Annotated in this window: 17 protein-coding genes; 5 read left to right on the top strand and 12 right to left on the bottom strand. The window is 70.7% G+C overall.

Going from position 1 to position 16,176, the window contains the following annotated elements; genetic code table 11:
* Positions 1–25: 25 nt before the first annotated feature.
* Positions 26–481 (bottom strand): rRNA maturation RNase YbeY, encoded by a 456-nt coding sequence (gene ybeY / locus AB0M46_RS01400; RefSeq protein ID WP_363332205.1) that lies wholly within the window; start codon positions 479–481, stop codon positions 26–28.
* Between the two features lie 14 nt (positions 482–495).
* Positions 496–1,569, bottom strand: a complete 1,074-nt coding sequence (locus AB0M46_RS01395; protein ID WP_363332204.1) for a PhoH family protein — start codon at positions 1,567–1,569, stop codon at positions 496–498.
* Positions 1,570–1,799: 230 nt separating this feature from the next.
* Between AB0M46_RS01395 and AB0M46_RS01390 the strand changes: the two genes are divergently transcribed.
* Positions 1,800–2,585, top strand: a complete 786-nt coding sequence (locus AB0M46_RS01390) for a VOC family protein (protein WP_363332203.1) — start codon at positions 1,800–1,802, stop codon at positions 2,583–2,585.
* A gap of 6 nt (positions 2,586–2,591) precedes the next feature.
* Here AB0M46_RS01390 and AB0M46_RS01385 read toward each other — a convergent pair whose 3' ends face one another.
* The 5 genes from AB0M46_RS01385 to hrcA all read right to left on the bottom strand — a co-directional run bounded on the left by AB0M46_RS01385 (position 2,592) and on the right by hrcA (position 7,383).
* Positions 2,592–3,941, bottom strand: coding sequence for a serine hydrolase domain-containing protein (locus AB0M46_RS01385; RefSeq protein ID WP_363332202.1), 1,350 nt, complete (start codon positions 3,939–3,941; stop codon positions 2,592–2,594).
* A complete protein-coding gene (locus AB0M46_RS01380; RefSeq protein ID WP_363332200.1) occupies positions 3,938–4,288 on the bottom strand; it encodes a histidine triad nucleotide-binding protein in 351 nt (116 codons plus the stop codon). The genes AB0M46_RS01385 and AB0M46_RS01380 overlap by 4 nt, the downstream gene beginning before the upstream one ends.
* Positions 4,289–4,450: 162 nt before the next feature.
* A complete protein-coding gene (locus tag AB0M46_RS01375; RefSeq protein ID WP_363332199.1) occupies positions 4,451–5,149 on the bottom strand; it encodes a 16S rRNA (uracil(1498)-N(3))-methyltransferase in 699 nt (232 codons plus the stop codon).
* 60 nt (positions 5,150–5,209) lie between these two features.
* Positions 5,210–6,334: a molecular chaperone DnaJ gene (gene dnaJ, locus AB0M46_RS01370; RefSeq protein ID WP_363332197.1), complete on the bottom strand. Its 1,125-nt coding sequence runs from the start codon at positions 6,332–6,334 to the stop codon at positions 5,210–5,212.
* 26 nt (positions 6,335–6,360) lie between these two features.
* Entirely contained in the window at positions 6,361–7,383 is a 1,023-nt protein-coding gene (hrcA, locus tag AB0M46_RS01365) for a heat-inducible transcriptional repressor HrcA (RefSeq protein WP_363332196.1), read from the bottom strand.
* Between the two features lie 184 nt (positions 7,384–7,567).
* Here hrcA and AB0M46_RS01360 point away from each other — a divergent pair, with 184 nt between their 5' ends.
* Positions 7,568–8,224 (top strand): DUF4870 domain-containing protein, encoded by a 657-nt coding sequence (locus tag AB0M46_RS01360; RefSeq protein WP_363332195.1) that lies wholly within the window; start codon positions 7,568–7,570, stop codon positions 8,222–8,224.
* A gap of 57 nt (positions 8,225–8,281) precedes the next feature.
* Here AB0M46_RS01360 and hemW read toward each other — a convergent pair whose 3' ends face one another.
* Complete coding sequence (gene hemW, locus AB0M46_RS01355) at positions 8,282–9,448, bottom strand: radical SAM family heme chaperone HemW (RefSeq protein ID WP_363332194.1); 1,167 nt, start codon at positions 9,446–9,448, stop codon at positions 8,282–8,284.
* Between the two features lie 47 nt (positions 9,449–9,495).
* On the opposite strand from hemW, the gene AB0M46_RS01350 reads away from it, so the two are divergent.
* The 3 genes from AB0M46_RS01350 (at position 9,496) to AB0M46_RS01340 (ending at position 12,345) form a co-directional block, all read left to right on the top strand.
* Positions 9,496–10,272, top strand: a complete 777-nt coding sequence (locus AB0M46_RS01350) for an enoyl-CoA hydratase-related protein (protein WP_363332193.1) — start codon at positions 9,496–9,498, stop codon at positions 10,270–10,272.
* A gap of 91 nt (positions 10,273–10,363) precedes the next feature.
* Positions 10,364–11,257 (top strand): hypothetical protein, encoded by an 894-nt coding sequence (locus AB0M46_RS01345; protein WP_363332192.1) that lies wholly within the window; start codon positions 10,364–10,366, stop codon positions 11,255–11,257.
* Positions 11,258–11,424: 167 nt separating this feature from the next.
* Entirely contained in the window at positions 11,425–12,345 is a 921-nt protein-coding gene (locus tag AB0M46_RS01340) for a phytanoyl-CoA dioxygenase family protein (protein WP_363332191.1), read from the top strand.
* 73 nt (positions 12,346–12,418) lie between these two features.
* Here the strand turns inward: AB0M46_RS01340 and AB0M46_RS01335 are convergent, their stop codons facing one another.
* The 4 genes from AB0M46_RS01335 to AB0M46_RS01320 all read right to left on the bottom strand — a co-directional run bounded on the left by AB0M46_RS01335 (position 12,419) and on the right by AB0M46_RS01320 (position 16,043).
* Complete coding sequence (locus AB0M46_RS01335) at positions 12,419–12,697, bottom strand: GlsB/YeaQ/YmgE family stress response membrane protein (protein WP_363332190.1); 279 nt, start codon at positions 12,695–12,697, stop codon at positions 12,419–12,421.
* Positions 12,698–12,765: 68 nt separating this feature from the next.
* Positions 12,766–13,266 (bottom strand): NUDIX domain-containing protein, encoded by a 501-nt coding sequence (locus AB0M46_RS01330; RefSeq protein ID WP_363332189.1) that lies wholly within the window; start codon positions 13,264–13,266, stop codon positions 12,766–12,768.
* Entirely contained in the window at positions 13,263–15,143 is a 1,881-nt protein-coding gene (lepA, locus tag AB0M46_RS01325) for a translation elongation factor 4 (protein WP_363332188.1), read from the bottom strand. Before lepA ends, AB0M46_RS01330 begins: the two co-directional genes overlap by 4 nt.
* Positions 15,144–15,488: 345 nt before the next feature.
* The gene (locus tag AB0M46_RS01320) at positions 15,489–16,043 is read right to left on the bottom strand and encodes a YbjN domain-containing protein (protein WP_363332187.1); all 555 of its coding nucleotides are present in this window, start codon (positions 16,041–16,043) and stop codon (positions 15,489–15,491) included.
* Between the last annotated feature and the right edge of the window lie 133 nt (positions 16,044–16,176).

The raw sequence follows: 16,176 nt of genomic DNA, 5'->3' as shown, positions 1-16,176 counted from the left end.
ATTCGCTCCGGACCGCTCAGCGGGTTCACGACTTTCGCCAGCTCTCCAGCAATCGTGCCTGGAGGCCGAACATCTCGGCCTCCTCCTCGGGCTCGGCGTGGTCGTACCCGAGCAGGTGCAGGATGCCGTGCACGGTCAGCAGCGCCAGCTCGTCGATCGTGGAGTGCCCGGCGGCGGCGGCCTGCTTGGCGGCCACCTCCGGGCAGAGCACGATGTCGCCGAGCAGCGCCGGCTCGCCGGAGCCCTCGCCGGGCCCGTGGTCGACGCTGCCCTCGTCCATGGGGAAGGCCAGCACGTCGGTCGGGCCGTCGCCGTCCATCCAGCGGTGGTTGAGCTCGGTCATGTACTCCACGTCGACGAGCAGCACCGACAGCTCCGCCAGCGGGTTGACCCCCATCTCGTCGAGGGCGTGCCTCGCCACCGCGAGAATGGTGTCGGAGTCGACGTCGGCGCCGGACTCGTTGGCGATCTCGATGGACAACAGCGCTCCCGTGGCTATCGGCGGCGCCCGGGCCGGCCGCCCTGTGCGGCACGGTCCGGGACGGCGCGCACCGGCTGCTGAGCCTCCTGCGCTTCGTCCCAGCGGGCGTAGGCGTCGACGATGTCACTGACCAGCCGATGGCGCACGACGTCGGCGCTGCCGAGCTGGGCGAAGTGAACGTCCTCGACGCCGTCGAGGATCTCACGGACGACTCGCAGGCCGCTGCGGGTCCCCCCGGGGAGGTCGACCTGCGTCACGTCGCCGGTCACGACGATCCTGGAGCCGAAGCCGAGCCGGGTCAGGAACATCTTCATCTGCTCGGGCGTGGTGTTCTGGGCCTCGTCGAGAATGATGAAGGCGTCGTTGAGGGTCCGGCCACGCATGTAGGCCAGCGGCGCGACCTCGATCGTCCCGGCGGCCATCAGCTTCGGGATGGACTCCGGGTCGATCATGTCGTGCAGCGCGTCGTACAGCGGCCGCAGGTACGGATCGATCTTGTCGTAGAGCGTGCCGGGCAGGAAGCCGAGCCGCTCACCGGCCTCGACCGCGGGCCGGGTCAGGATGATCCGGTTGACCTGCTTGGCCTGCAGCGTCTGGACGGCCTTGGCCATCGCGAGGTACGTCTTGCCCGTGCCCGCCGGCCCGATGCCGAACACGATCGTGTGCTGGTCGATCGAGTCGACGTAGCGCTTCTGCCCCAGCGTCTTGGGGCGGATCGTGCGGCCGCGCCGCGACAGGATGTTGAGGGTGAGCACCTCGGCCGGCCGCTCGTTGGTGTTCTGCTGCAGCATGCCGACGGTGCGCCGGACGTTGTCCGTGGTGAGCGTCTCGCCCTTGCGCACCAGCTCGATCAGCTCGCTGAAGATGCGCTCGGCCAGCGCGTTGTCGGCGGCGGCACCGGTGATGGTGATCTCGTTGCCCCGCACGTGAACATCGCTCTGTACCGACCGCTCGACGAGCTTGAGGATCTCGTCGCCGGCCCCGAGCAGCCTGACCATGACGTGCGGGTCGGGAACGGTGATCTTGCTGATGGCCCGCACGGGCTGCTCCGACGACGCAGCCGGCTCGGGGTTCGGGGTCTCGGTCATACCTTGGCCGCGTTGGGCCTCAAGCACCTGCTTCCGGGCTCGGTCCAGCCTGGGCTCATGTCCAGGCTCTTCATGGTATCGGCTGACCGCCCGCCTGGCCGTTCCCATTTTTCCGTGTGCCATCCACTTCCCGGTTCGGCCGATCATGCGGTTCGCCGCCATTCGCCCGCGCGGGGCCCTCTCGTGCTGGTAGGGAGGCAGATGACCGATTCAATTGGAGGGCCCCAGCCATGGTCGAGCGCACCGGATACATCGACGGCGAGCCCTGCTGGGCCGACGTGGTGGCGGCCGACGTACCCGCCGCGCAGCACTTCTACGCACAGCTGTTCGGCTGGACGTACGCGGACACCGGGGCAGACTTCGGGCACTACGTCATGTGCCTGAAGAACGGACGGATCGTGGCCGGGATGAGCCCGCCCATGCCCGGGTCCGAGTCGCTGCCGGCCGCCTGGAGCCTGTACCTCATGTCACACGACCTGGCCGGCACGGCGAACCGCATCGAGGAACACGGCGGCAAGCTGCTCGTCGCGCCGATGGAGATCCCCGGCAACGGCCGCATGCTGTTCGCCATGGACCCGTCGGGCGCCGCGTTCGGGGCCTGGGAGCCGGGCAAGCACACCGGCTCACAGCTCTTCGACGAGGACGGCGCCCTGTGCTGGGCCGAGGTGACGACCCGCGAACCGACGGTGACCGACTTCTTCTACCACGGCCTCTTCGGCTACCGGCAGACCCGCATCCCGAGCACGTCCGACCTCGCCGACGAGCCCTTCGACTACTCCGCGTGGAGCCTCGGCGACGCCGACCCGGTGGCCGGCCGGCTCACGATGACCTCGGATTGGGACGGCGTGCCGGCGCACTGGACGGTGTACTTCGCCACCGCCGACACCGACGCCGCCGCCGAGCGGGTGCTGGCCGCCGGCGGGCGGGTGCAGCACGGCCCGTTCGACTCCCCGCACGGCCGTCTGGCCGTCATCGAGGACCCGAACGGGGCCGTGTTCACCCTGATCGCCCGCTAGCGGGGGTTAGAAGCGATATCCGTCGAACGCCTCTTGGCCTCGCGTGAACCGGTACGTCGCCCAGTGCATCCGCACCACGGTGCCGTCCTCGTCCCGGGTCAGGCGCAGCAGCTCCCCCGCCTCCCGGCCGGAGACGGTCCGGAACACGTCGGGCCGGCCCTCGACCGGCGCGAAGACCGCCGGCGGGCGCCTGCCCGGCGCTTCCACGGCCCGGGCGTGCAGGGCGCCGTCGCGCCAGCTGAAGGCGTACTCGAAGCCCTCGCCCCACCAGCGACCGAGGAGCGAGCGGTACTCCGGCGGCGCCCCCGGCCCGGGCGCCCACGGCTCGATGTCGGCCGGGTCGTGCTCCACCACGGCGGCGAGGAGCTCGTGCGGGAGGTCGAAGACCTCTCCCGCCGTGCCGGATGAGCCGAGAGCGGCCACGCCGAGGCCCTTCGGCGTGCCCGATCCGCCCGCCCGGCCGTAGGCGCTGGCCAGGAAGCCCGGCATCGCGCCGTCGTGCCCGACGTGCACCACGCGCTCGGCGCCGGCCTGCGGCTGCAGGATGAGGCCCAGGCCGAAGGCGCGGGCCCAGAGGACGTCCTCGGTGACCGCCTGCGGTACCCGCATCTCCTCCACGGTCGAGGCGGCCAGCACCGTGCCGTTGGGGTCCATCTCGCGCGGGTCGGCGAGGAACGCGGCCCAGCGGGCCAGGTCGGCGGCGGTGCTCCACAGCTGCGCGGCCGGCCCGATCGCGCCGAAGTCGTCGGGCGGCTCCGGGTGGGCGTAGTCGGACCAGGCGTCGACCTGGTAGCCGGTGACCGGCCGCCGCGGCGTGACCGCCACGTCGTGCAGCCCGAGCGGCTCCAGGATCTGCGCCCGCAGCACCTCCTCCCAGGTGCCGCCGCGCAGCCGCCCGACGAGGTGGCCGAGCAGCGCGATCGCCAGGTTGGAGTAGTGGAAGCGCCGGCCCGGCCGCAGCACCTGCTCGGCCCGGTCCAGCTGGGCCAGCAGCGTCTCCACGTCGGGCGCCTGCAGGGTGTCCCAGACGTCGCCGAAGGGCTCGCGCTGCAGCCCGGACAGGTGTGAGAGCATGCGCCCGACGGTCAGCTCCCCGTGCGCCTTGACCGGCAGGTGGCGCGCGATCTGGTCGCCGAGGTCGAGCAGCCCCTCGTCGCGGCACTGCATCACCAGCACGGCGGTGAAGGTCTTGGTGATCGACCCCATCCGCAGCTGGCTGGCGGCGTCGACCCCCTCGCCCACCTGGAAGGTCCAAAGTGAACGGTCGGCGCGGTGCACGGCCACGCTGACGGCCGGGACCCGGGCCTCCGCCTGGACCCTTCGGGCCATCCTCTCGTACCGCTGCACAGGCTTCATGACGAGACCATCGGCCCCAGCGGGCGCCCGCCGAGCACGTGCGCGTGGACGTGGAAGACCTCCTGGCCGCCGTGCTCGCCCACGTTGAAGATGACCCGGAACCCGTCCTGCGTCAGCCCCTCGGTGTCGGCCACCGCCGCCCCCGCGGCGAGCACCTGCCCGGCGAGTGTGGGATCGGCCTTGGCCAGCTCGGCGACGTCGGTGTAATGCGCCTTGGGGACGACCAGCACGTGCACCGGCGCTTGTGGCGCGATGTCGCGGAATGCCAGTGTCGCGTCGGTCTCGTGCACAACGGTCGCCGGGATCTCACCGGCGACGATGCGGCAGAAGAGGCAGTCACTCGTCACGAACGCATCTTAGGGTCGCATCGGGCCGATCTTGGCGACTTGGGACGCGGGTCATGACGGTCCGCAGGCTCCTGGTCACCGGCGCGGCCCGCGGCATCCGGATGTGCCGGCATCCGGACATATCGGCAAAACGGCTGAATGCCGTGAAGCCCCGAAACCGGGCTACCAGCGGCCGAGGCGGACAGACAGGGCGGCCACCGCCGCCGCGCCCGCCGTCGACGTGCGCAGGACCTCGCGGCCCAGGCGCACCGGGGTGCCCCCCAACGCCGACAGCTCCTCCGGCGCCACCCCGCCCTCCGGCCCGACGACCAGCGTGATCTCCCCCGACGAGGGCAGGGCGACCGCGGAGAGCGGCGACGTTGCCTCCTCGTGCAGCACCAGCACGGTGCCGGAGAGGGAGAGCTGCCGCGTTGTGCAGGCCGCCGTCACCGCGGGTAGCCAGGCCCGGCGGGACTGCTTCACCGCCTCGCGCACCGTCGAACGCCACCGCTCCAGCGGGCGGTCGTCCTTCCAGCGGGCGATGCTGCGGGCCGCCTGCCAGGGCACGATGCGGTCCACGCCGACCTCGGTCAGCAGTTGTACGGCGAGCTCGCCCCGCTCCCCCTTGGCGATCCCCTGCACCACGGTGATGGCCGGGTCGGCCGCGGGCACCTGCGAGACCGAGGAGACGTCGAGCGTCAGTGCGCCCTTGCGGGCCGCGGTGACCACGCAGTGGGCCAGGCCGCCGCGGCCGTCGGCGAGCAGCAGCGCCTCGCCCGGGGTGAGGCGCTGCACGTCGGCGGCGTGGTGCCCCTCCGGGCCGTCGAGCGTCCACAGGGACTCCGAGGGCAGCTCGGCGACCAGAAAGAGCGGCAGGCTCACGACGCCACCCCCGGCAGCATCACGGAACTGAGCCCATGGTGAGCAGCCCCTCCGGACCGCTCACGCGTGGCCGTTGAAGGCGTCGCGCATCCGGGAGAAGAAGCCGCCCTGCTTGGACAGCTCGGCGACCTCCTCGCCGCGGCTGCGGGCGAACTCGCGCAGGAGGCGCTCCTGCTCCGGCTCCAGGCGGGTCGGGGTGCGCACGTCGAGGTGGACGTAGAGGTCGCCCCGGCCGGCGCCGCGCAGGTGCGGCACGCCCTTGCCGCGGATGCGCAGCGTCGAGGTCGGCTGGGTGCCGGCCTTCACGTCGACCATCTCCTCGCCGTCGAGGGTCTTGATGGTCAGGCGGGTGCCGAGGGCCGCGGCGGTCATCGGCACGGTGACGCGGCAGTGCAGGTCGTCGTCCTTGCGCGAGTACACGTCGTGCGGGCGCTCGTGGATCTCGACGTAGAGGTCGCCGGGCGGGCCGCCGCCGGGGCCGACCTCGCCCTGCTGGGCGAGGCGGATGCGCATGCCGTCCTCGACGCCGGAGGGGATCTTCACGGTCAGCTGGCGGCGGGTGCGGACCCGGCCGTCGCCGCCGCAGGTCGCGCACGGGTGCGGGATGGTCGTGCCGAAGCCCTGGCAGGCCGAGCAGGGGCGAGCGGAGACGACCTGGCCCAGGAAGGTGCGCTGCACCGACTGGACCTCGCCGCGGCCCTGGCAGATCTCGCAGGTCTGCAGGTGGGTGCCCGCCGCGGTGCCGGCGCCCTGGCAGGTGTTGCACACGACCGCGGTGTCGACCTGGATCGGCGCCTCGACGCCGAAGGCCGTCTCGTGCAGGTCGAGGTCGAGGCGCAGGATCGCGTCGGCGCCCGGGCGCACGCGCGGGCGGGGCCCGCGGGCGGACTGGGTGCCGAAGAAGGCGTCCATGATGTCCTGGAAGCCGACGAAGGCGCCACCGGCGGGGCCGGCCCCTCCGCCGTTCGGGGCGAGCGGGTCGCCGCCCAGGTCGACCATCTCACGCTTGCGCGGGTCGGAGAGGACCTCGTACGCGGCGTTGATCTCCTTGAACTTCTCCTGCGCCGCCGGATCGGGATTGACGTCCGGGTGGAATTCGCGGGCCAACCGACGGTAGGCCCGCTTGATCTCATCGGCCGTGGAGTCTCGCTTGACGCCGAGAATCCCGTAATAGTCCTTCGCCACTGAGTCCTATGCCCCTGAGATAGATGTCAACTCTGTGCCAGCAGGTCGCCGACGTAGCGTGCCACGGCGCGCACGGTCGCGATGTTCCCGGGGTAGTCCATCCGGGTCGGACCGAGGACGCCCATGCCACCGACAACCATGGTGCCCGGCCCGTAGCCGGTGGCCACGATCGACGCGGTCCGCAGGTCCTCGATCTCGTTCTCGTCGCCGATGCGGACCCGCGTCATGCTGGGCTCCACCTCGCCGAAGAGCTTGAGCAGGATGACCTCCTCCTCGAGCGCCTCGAGGATCGGCCGCAGCGAGCCCTGGAAGTCCAGCAGGCCGCCGCGGGCCAGGTTGGCGGTGCCGGCGAGCGCGATGCGCTCCTCGGATCGCTCGACCAGCGTCTCCAGCAGCACCGTCGACAGCGCCGTCATCGGCGGCCGCAGGCTCGGCGCGGCCTCCTCGACCAGCGCCTGGACCAGCGGTGGGGTGTCGACCAGCCGCTTGCCCACCAGCTTCTCGTTGATGAGCCGCCGCAGCTCCGTCACCTCGTCGGCGAGGGTCGGGCCGGGCAGGTCGACCAGGCGCTGCTCCACCCGGCCCGTCTCGGCGATCATCACGACCATGAGCCGGGTGGTGGAGATCGGCACCAGTTCGAAGTGCCGCACGCTGGCCCGGGACAGGCTCGGATACTGCACCACGGCGACCTGCCGGGTGAGCTGCGCGAGCAGCCGGACCGTGCGGTGCACGACGTCGTCGAGGTCGACCGCCCCGATCAGGAACCGCTCGATCGCCCGGCGCTCGGCCTGGGTGAGCGGCTTGACCCGGGAGAGCTTGTCGACGAAGAGCCGGTAGCCGGCGTCGGTGGGCACCCGGCCCGCACTGGTGTGCGGCTGCCTGATGTACCCCTCCTCCTCCAGCACGGCCATGTCGTTGCGGACCGTCGCCGGGGAAACCCGAAGGTTGTGCCGCTCGACCAGTGCCTTGCTGCCGACCGGTTCCTGGGTGGCGACGTAGTCCTCGACGATGGCGCGCAGCACTTCCAGCTTGCGCTCGTCAAGGGCCATGGCACCTCCTCGTCGACTGGCACTCCCAACTAGTGAGTGCCAGTCTACGTCAGTCGCGCAGGGGCACGCGATGATCGTTTCGCGCACGATAGACGGCACGACCGCTGGGCTGCGCAAAAGATGTCGAAAAGACGTCATGTCGTGTCGCTGGCGCCACTTGATCGATGCACCTACCGTGACCCCCATGACAGAACCACCTCGTCCCCCGGGGGAATACGGCATGCCGTCGGACCCCAACTCCGGGTACCCGCCCCAGCCGCCCGTGTCGGGTGGCGGGTACACGCCGCCGCCGTCCAGCGGCGGCGGCTACGGCGCCCCGCCGACCTCCGGCGCCGGCTACCAGCAGCCCGGGTACCAGCAGCCGGGATACCAGCAGCCCGGTTACGAGCAGTCCGGGTACCAGCAGCCGGGATACCAGCAGCCCGGTTACCAGCAGCAGGGGTACCAGCAGCCCGGCTACCAGCAGCCCGGGCAGTACGGCGCGCCCGGCGCGGGCGGCCCGGCCCCCGTCGGCTACGCCAACAGCGACGAGAAGACGTGGGCGCTCATCGCCCACTTCGGCGGCATCCTGATCGGCTTCATCGCCCCGCTCATCGCGCTGCTCGCGAAGGGCAACGAGTCGCCGACCGTCAAGGCGCACGCCAACGAGGCGCTCAACTTCCAGATCACCTACGGGATCGCGCTGATCCTGTCGTGGATCATCGGGGCCTGCACGGTCATCCTGATCTTCGTGCCGTTCCTGCTGTGGATCTACGTCCTCGTCATGTGCATCATCGGCGGCATGAAGGCGAACAACGGTGAGCTGTACCGCTACCCGGCCACCCTGCGCCTGATCAAGTAGGACCCGCAGTCATCTCGGGGCGGTCGCCAACCTCGGAGGCGACCGCCCCGCATACGTTCACGTCAGCGCCCGGGCCACGTGGTCCGCGAGCAGCCGACCACGCAGGGTGAGCACGGCCCGGCCCTCCGCGAACGCCTCCGCCTCCAGCTGCCCGTCGGCGAGGCAGTCCCGCGCGCCGGCCAGTCCGGCCGCGTCGAGCGCGTCCAGCGCCAGCCCGTCGGCCAACCGGATGCGCAGCATGACGTCCTCCATGTGCCGTTCTTCCGGCGTCAGTACCTCCCGGGCCTGCCCCGGCGAGGCGGCGTCGGCCAGCCGCGCCGCATAGGCGTGCGGGTGCTTGACGTTCCACCAGCGCACGCCGCCGACGTGGCTATGCGCGCCCGGCCCGAAGCCCCACCAGTCCCCGCCGCGCCAGTAGAGCTCGTTGTGCCGGCAGGGCGAGTCCCGGGACCAGTTGGACACCTCGTACCACGCGAACCCGGCCGCGGTGAGCGTCTCGTCGGCGGCCACATACCGGTCCGCGGCCACGTCGTCGTCGGGGAAGGGCAGCTCACCCCGCCGCATCCGCGCGGCCATCCGGGTGCCGTCCTCGACGATGAGCGCATAGGCGCTGACGTGGTCGACGCCGGCGTCCACGGCCGTGCGCAGCGAGGCGGCGAAGTCCTCGGGCCGCTCCCCCGGCGTACCGTAAATCAGGTCCAGGCTGACGCGGTCGAACCCGGCCGTGCGGGCCTCACCCGCGATCTGCGCCGGGCGGCCCGGCGTGTGCCGGCGATCGAGCACGGTCAGCACGTGCGGCGCGACCGACTGCATGCCGAGCGAGAGCCGGTTGAACCCGGCCGCCCGCAGCTCCCGCAGCGCCGCCAGGTCGACCGACTCGGGGTTGGCCTCGGTGGTCACCTCGGCGCCGGCGGCCAGACCCCAGGTCCGGTCGATGCCCTCCAGGATGCGGCCGAGCTCGCCCGGCGGCAGCAGCGTCGGGGTGCCGCCGCCGAAGAAGACGGTGTCGACCCGCGGCGGGCGGACCACCTTCGCGGCCAGGGCGAGCTCGTCGAGCACCTGCTCCGCGTAGCCGGCGCTGAGCACGCCCTCGCCCGCGGTGTAGGTGTTGAAGTCGCAGTAGCCGCAGCGGGTGGCGCAGAACGGCACGTGGACGTAGACGCCGAAGCCCGCCTGCCCGGCACGCTGCGCAGCCTCGTCGGGCAGGACGCCGTCCCGCGGCATGGGCTCGCCTTCTGGTAGTAGTCCCGGCACTTGTCTAGTGTGCCCGCATGCCACTTGTGACGACCGACACCCGGCGGGGCGTGGCGACGCTCACCCTCGACAGCCCGGCCAACCGCAACGCACTGTCCACCGCCCTCATCGAGGAGCTGCTCGCCGCCCTGGCCGCGGCCGAGGCCGACGACGCCGTCCGCGCCGTGGTGCTGAGCCACACCGGCCCGGTCTTCTGCTCCGGGGCCGACCTCAAGGAGACCGCCGCCGCGTTCGGCAGCGGCAAGCCGCCGGTGAGCCGGCTCGGCGACGTGCTGGCCGCGATCCGCGAGGCCCGCAAGCCGGTCGTCGCCCGGGTCGGCGGGCCGGCCCGGGCCGGTGGCCTGGGGCTCATCGCCGCCGCCGACATCGCCGTGTGCACCACCGCGGCGACCTTCGCGTTCTCCGAGGTGCGCATCGGGGTGATCCCCGCCGTGATCTCGACCACAGTCCTGCCTCGGCTGGCGCCGAGGGCGGCCGCCGAGCTGTACCTCACCGGCGCCACCTTCGACGGCGCGCGGGCCGAGCAGATCGGGCTGGTGACCGCCGCGGTCGAGGCCGAGCGGCTCGACGAGGCCGTCGAGGGCTACGTGCGCGACCTCGTCCGCGGCGCCCCCGGCGCGCTGGCCGGGGTCAAGGAGCTGCTGCACGGCCGGGAGTCCGGCACGTTCCGTGACGAGGTGGCGGCCATGACCGAGCTGTCCGTCCGATTCTTCGGATCCGCCGAAGGGATCGAGGGCATCATGGCATTCCGGGACAAACGCGACCCGAATTGGGTGCCCGACGGCGTCGCCTGACCCCCTCGAGTGGCATCGAACACGTACGCTGTTCGACCTGAGCGCGATGAACGCCCACCAAATCGACGAACGAGCGAAGCGGAGACTCACCATGCGTGCGCGGACACTGGTGACGATCGCGGCGGTGGCCGCCGTCGCCATGGCCGTGTGCGCCTACGCCGTGATCCAGCGGATCGGCGACGGCCTGCAACTGCCGATCATCGCGGGCAAGGCCTGCGTGGTCAACGCCGGCAACGCGTCGGTCGGGGCGACCGGGGACGCGGGTGAGGTACAGCTGGACGCCGAGCAGCTGGCCAACGCGGCCACGATCACGGCGGTCGGGCTGACCCGCAAGATCCCGCACAAGGGGCTGGTCATCGCGCTGGCCACCGCGTGGCAGGAGTCGAAGCTGGAGAACCTCACCGGCGGCGACCGCGACTCGATCGGGCTGTTCCAGCAGCGGCCCAGCCAGGGCTGGGGCAAGCCGGAGCAGATCGCCGACCCGCGCTACGCCGCCAACGCGTTCTTCACCGCCCTGCTCAAGGTCAAGGGCTGGCAGGACATGCGGGTCACCGACGCGGCCCAGGAGGTGCAGCGCAGCGCCCACCCGGAGGCCTACGAGAAGTGGGCCGACGAGTCCGAGATCATGGTGCGCGCACTGTCCGGCGACGTGACCGGCGCGGTGGCCTGCACCATCAGGGAGGCGTCCAGCCACGGCCCGGACGCCGCCCGCTCGCTCGGCGACAGCCTGCAGCTGGACTGGGGCAGCGTCAGCACCGCGAACGTGCAGAACCTCGTCGGAGTGGCGCTCAAGGTCCGCGAGGCGAAGTCCGGCTGGCAGTATGCCCACTGGCTGGTCGCCCACGCCCAGGACCACGGCGTCAAGCGGGTGGTCTATGCCGACATGCAGTGGACCGCCTCCAGCGGAGCGTGGTCACACGTGACGGAGCGTGGCGGCATCGACGCCGGCCCGGCCGGCGAACGGGTCGTCGCCGAGGTCTACTGAGGCACTGACGTTCCGCGCGACCAGCAGGTTGTCGCCCTTTCGGCCACTGTCCGGTGGCCAACTCCCGAGTCGGCGCGGCATGCACCTCGCGTTACGATCGGTCGTTCGCGATTACTGAGCAAGGGCTCTGCCAAGTAGTAGCAAGGTTCAAGAAGTAAGGGGAGGACATGACGTCCGCTGCACCCGACTACGACGGTCTCACCGGCTACGAGCCGATCAGCGAGACCGATCGCAAGGAGTTCCTGGACAACGGCTTCCTGTTGGTCCGCAACGTCCTCACGGAGGACCACCGGGCCCAGCTCGAGGCCGCCATGGACCGGGTCTACGCCGAGGAGAAGGCGGCCGGGTCGTCCAGCATGAAGAAGGACGGCACGCTGCACCTGCTGGGCTTCCTGAATCGGGACGAGCTCTTCGGGCACCTGCTGACCCAGCCGACCATCTTCCCGTACATGTGGGGCCTGGCCGGGTGGAACATCTACACGCACCACAACCACCTGGACGTCACCCCGCCCACCTCCGAGGAAGAGCCGCCCTCGTGGGGCTGGCACCAGGACGGCTACCGCCAGAACTCCGACCCCGAGACGATGGACCCCAACGTCCCGCGGCCGATGTTCTCGCTGAAGGTCGCCTACGTGATCTCCGACCTCTCGGAGACCGGCCGGGGCGCCACCAAGGTCATCCCGGGCAGCCACCTGTGGAACTCCCTGCCCCGCCCCGCTGACACGACGGTGCACAACCCCGACCCCGAGGGCACCGTCGAGATCACCGCGAACCCAGGTGACTGCTTCATCTTCGACCGCCGCCTCTGGCACTCGCGGTCGCCCAACTACTCGAACATCACGCGCAAGATGCTGTTCGTCGGCTACACCTACCGGTGGATCCGCATTCTCGACGACATGCCGATCGACTTCGACGGCGAGTGGTGGGCCAACCGCACGCCGGTGCAGCGCCAGCTGCTCGGCGAGGCATCGCACACGGCCAACTACTGGGGCATCAACTGGAACGGTTACATCGACGAGGAGATTCCGCTGCGCAAGGAGCTGAAGACCCGCGGCCTGCTCGACCGTTCGATTCCCTGGCTGCGTTAAAGAACAACCCTTGAAACGCGATTGACCCCCGGCTTGTGACAAACCGGGGGTCAATCGCGTATTCGGTGAGAAATCACAGGGCGCGGCGGCCACGCCCGTGGAGACCGGCCACCAGGGCCACGCCGACGGCCGCGAGCAGCACCTGAATCAGCAGCTCGCCCCAGTCGACACCCGGGGTGTCGGTGGAGATCCCGATCGCGCGGGCCACGACGGTGCCCAGCAGGGCGGCGATCACGCCGACGACCATCGTCAGCAGGATCGAGATGTTCTGCCGGCCGGGAACGACCAGGCGGCCCAGCGCACCCACGATCAGACCGACGATGAGCGCGGTGATGATTCCGGTGACAGTCACTGGAGTCCTCCTCTTACCAACTCAACCAGGGGTTGTGCTTTGCGGTTGAACTGGTGATGCCCGCAGACTCACATCGCCAAACGCACCGACGATTGTCGAACGATCGGATTGCGCAACACGAGGTCCATGGTCGCAAATGCCATCTCGGGCGGATCCGCCAGCGCGAGCCAGGTGAACTCGCTGGCCTCGGCCGGATCCAGGGTTATCTCCCCGGCCGTGATCGTGGCCAGCCAGAAGCAGTCCAGGACCGGGAGGTGTTCCTCCTGATAGTCGTACGTGCCGATGTACATGCCGGCGAAGGCGCCCAGCTCGACGGTGACCCCGAGCTCCTCCCGCGCCTCGCGCACGGCGGCGTCGGCCGGCAGCTCGAAGCCGTCGCAGAAGCCCCCGGGCAGGTCCCACCAGCCCTCGCGCGGCGCCCGCGCCCGGCGGATGGCCAGGAAGCGGTCGCCGTCGACGATGATGACCGTGCCGGTCGGCCGCGGGTTGACCCACACGGCGTAGCCGCAGGCGGGGCAGACGGCCGGGGCGGCCCCGGTGGGGCCGCCGCAGCGCGGGCAGTGCCTCACTTCTTCGGCTTCTCCTGGGCGGCGGTGTCCGAGGTGTTCAGGGCGGCGATGAAGGCCTCCTGGGGCACCTCCACCCGGCCGACCATCTTCATCCGCTTCTTGCCTTCCTTCTGCTTCTCCAGCAGCTTGCGCTTGCGGCTGATGTCACCGCCGTAGCACTTGGCGAGCACGTCCTTGCGGATGGCCCGGATCGTCTCGCGGGCGATGATCCGGCTGCCGATGGCCGCCTGGATCGGCACCTCGAACTGCTGGCGCGGGATGAGCTTCTGCAGCTTGCCGGCGATGGTGACGCCGTAGTTGTACGCCTTGTCCTTGTGCACGATGGCGCTGAAGGCGTCGACCGCCTCGCCGTGCAGCAGGATGTCGACCTTGACCAGGTCGGCCACCTGCTCGCCGGAGGGCTCGTAGTCGAGGCTCGCGTAGCCCTTCGTACGGCTCTTGAGCTGGTCGAAGAAGTCGAAGATGATCTCGCCGAGGGGCAGCGTGTAGCGCAGCTCGACGCGGTCGGCCGAGAGATAGTCCATGCCCAGCAGCGAGCCGCGCCGGCCCTGGCAGAGCTCCATGACCGCGCCGACGAAGTCGTTCGGGGTCAGCACCGTGGCCCGGACCGTCGGCTCGAAGATCTGGCCGGTCTTGCCGTCGGGGAACTCGCTGGGGTTGGTCACCGCGACCTCGGTGCCGTCGTCCATGATCACGCGGTACACCACGTTGGGCGCGGTGGAGATCAGGTCGAGGTTGAACTCGCGCTCCAGCCGCTCCTGGATGATCTCCAGGTGCAGCAGGCCGAGGAACCCGCAGCGGAAGCCGAAGCCCAGCGCGGCGCTCGTCTCGGGCTCGTACACCAGCGCGGCGTCGTTGAGCTTGAGCTTGTCGAGGGCGTCGCGCAGCAAGGGGTAGTCGGAGCCGTCGATCGGGTACAGCCCGGAGTACACCATGGGCTTGGGGTCCTTGTAGCCCCCGAGCGGCTCGGAGGCCGGCTTCGCGTTGATGGTGACCGTGTCGCCCACCCGCGACTGGCGCACGTCCTTCACGCCGGTGATGAGGTACCCCACCTCGCCCGCGCCGAGCCCGTCGCTCTTGATCGGCTCGGGCGAGATGACGCCGATCTCCAGCAGCTCGTGCACGGCGCCGGTGGACATCATCCGGATCCGGTCGCGGGCCCCCAGCCGGCCGTCGACGACCCGGACATACGTGACGACACCGCGGTACACGTCGTACACCGAGTCGAAGATCATGGCCCGGGCCAGGCCGTCGTCGCTGCCCGGGACCGGGGCCGGCAGCTGCCGGACGATCTCGTCGAGCAGGTGCGGGACGCCCACGCCGGTCTTGCCGGAGACCCGCAGGCAGTCGTCCGGCTCGCACCCGATGAGGTGGGCCAGCTCCTCCGCGTACTTCTCCGGCTGCGCGGCCGGCAGGTCGATCTTGTTGAGCACGGGGATGATCTGCATGTCGTTCTCGAGCGCGAGATACAGGTTGGCCAGCGTCTGCGCCTCGATGCCCTGCGCCGCGTCGACCAGCAGGACCGCGCCCTCGCAGGCGGCCAGGCTGCGCGAGACCTCGTAGGTGAAGTCCACGTGGCCCGGGGTGTCGATCATGTTGAGGACGACCTGCTCGCCCGCCCGGTCGCCCTCGCGGACGGTCCACGGCATGCGGACGGCCTGGCTCTTGATCGTGATGCCGCGCTCGCGCTCGATGTCCATGCGGTCGAGATACTGCGCCCGCATCTGCCGGGCCTCGACCACCTCGGTGAGCTGCAGCATCCGGTCGGCCAGCGTCGACTTGCCGTGGTCGATGTGGGCGATGATGCAGAAGTTGCGGATCCGGTCCGGTGCGGTGTCGCCGGGCCGGTTCGCGCCGGGGTCGATCGTCGGTGGCACAGTCGTCCGTTCTCCATCGGGCTGGGGATCTCATACATCGTCCCACGCCCGCGGGGAAATCCGGCCCCCGGCCGTCGGCCTCCGGATTCTGCCAGTGAGAGGGGCGCGATAGCCACCTGAGAGGAGATCGAGAGCGTTGTATTCCATGCTGGACAGGTCGAGCGCCGCGTCCGGCACTGGGGTCGGTGAGGCGCTGACACCGTCCGGCACGGGCCTCCGGGAGCCGTGTGCGCCAACAGACACGGCGCAGCCACGGATCCTGGCGACCCGTATCGGACGGATGTCAGCCTCATCGGACGGATGCGGCGCCCGACCCCCTGCGAATCGGGCGAACCGCTTGAAGCGTCAGAGCAGTGCGCCCTCGTCGTGGAGCCAGTCCACGAAGCCCAGCGCCACCACGGCGGCGCAGTCGACGAGCTCGCCGATGAGCGCGTCGTGGACGCCGGAGAGGAGCGGCACCTGCATCTCGGCGTAGATCGGCAGCTGGCCGCGGTCGGTGGGGTCACCGACATACGCCTTGTAGAAGCGACGTGTGTGGTTCCACTCGTTGACCACCTGGTAGGAACGGTCGGCCCAGTCCGGCGGCACCGTCCCGTGCGGCCGTGCGCGGATGACCAGGATCTCGTCCGACGGGCCCTCCAGCGCGAACAGCACCGCGTGGCGCTCCCACAGCGCGAGCAGGCTGCCGTCTCCGTCGGTCAGGTATCGGATCTCGAGCTTCTCGAGGGCATCAGCCACTCGCTGCAGCGTCACCGGCGCTATGCCGGCGGCGTCGTCCTCCTGCGGCGTCTCACACGCTCTGTCGAGCGTAGGGGTCGCGTCTTCCCGCGGCAGCTGAGCGACGGTCGAGTCGGTCTTCGACCCGTTCGCCGGCTCGGCCCGCCATGGCCACTTTGGCATCGTTTCGGACTCCCTGCTCCCCCGTGCGCCTCCACCCGCATGTGCGGTCCGTCGCCGCCCGATTCCGCTCGGCGGTGGACCCGAAAGAGGACGGTACCCGTTCGGCCGAGTTTCAGCAGCCCCCAATTTCACC

Origin of the sequence: Dactylosporangium sp. NPDC051485 (assembly GCF_040682015.1) — a bacterium.
In the GTDB taxonomy this organism is placed as follows: Bacteria; Actinomycetota; Actinomycetes; order Mycobacteriales; family Micromonosporaceae; genus Dactylosporangium.
This window is presented reverse-complemented; position numbering and strand designations above follow the sequence as displayed.

Bases quoted from the DNA above. Each gene is read 5' to 3' on its own strand.
- AB0M46_RS01340 (WP_363332191.1), top strand. From the start codon at position 11,425: ATGACGTCCGCTGCACCCGACTACGACGGTCTCACCGGCTACGAGCCG.
- AB0M46_RS01360 (WP_363332195.1), top strand. From the start codon at position 7,568: ATGACAGAACCACCTCGTCCCCCGGGGGAATACGGCATGCCGTCGGAC.
- hemW (WP_363332194.1), bottom strand. From the start codon at position 9,448: ATGCCGCGGGACGGCGTCCTGCCCGACGAGGCTGCGCAGCGTGCCGGG.
- hrcA (WP_363332196.1), bottom strand. From the start codon at position 7,383: ATGGCCCTTGACGAGCGCAAGCTGGAAGTGCTGCGCGCCATCGTCGAG.
- AB0M46_RS01385 (WP_363332202.1), bottom strand. From the start codon at position 3,941: ATGAAGCCTGTGCAGCGGTACGAGAGGATGGCCCGAAGGGTCCAGGCG.
- AB0M46_RS01395 (WP_363332204.1), bottom strand. From the start codon at position 1,569: ATGACCGAGACCCCGAACCCCGAGCCGGCTGCGTCGTCGGAGCAGCCC.
- AB0M46_RS01320 (WP_363332187.1), bottom strand. From the start codon at position 16,043: ATGCCAAAGTGGCCATGGCGGGCCGAGCCGGCGAACGGGTCGAAGACC.
- AB0M46_RS01390 (WP_363332203.1), top strand. From the start codon at position 1,800: ATGGTCGAGCGCACCGGATACATCGACGGCGAGCCCTGCTGGGCCGAC.
- AB0M46_RS01350 (WP_363332193.1), top strand. From the start codon at position 9,496: ATGCCACTTGTGACGACCGACACCCGGCGGGGCGTGGCGACGCTCACC.
- AB0M46_RS01345 (WP_363332192.1), top strand. From the start codon at position 10,364: ATGCGTGCGCGGACACTGGTGACGATCGCGGCGGTGGCCGCCGTCGCC.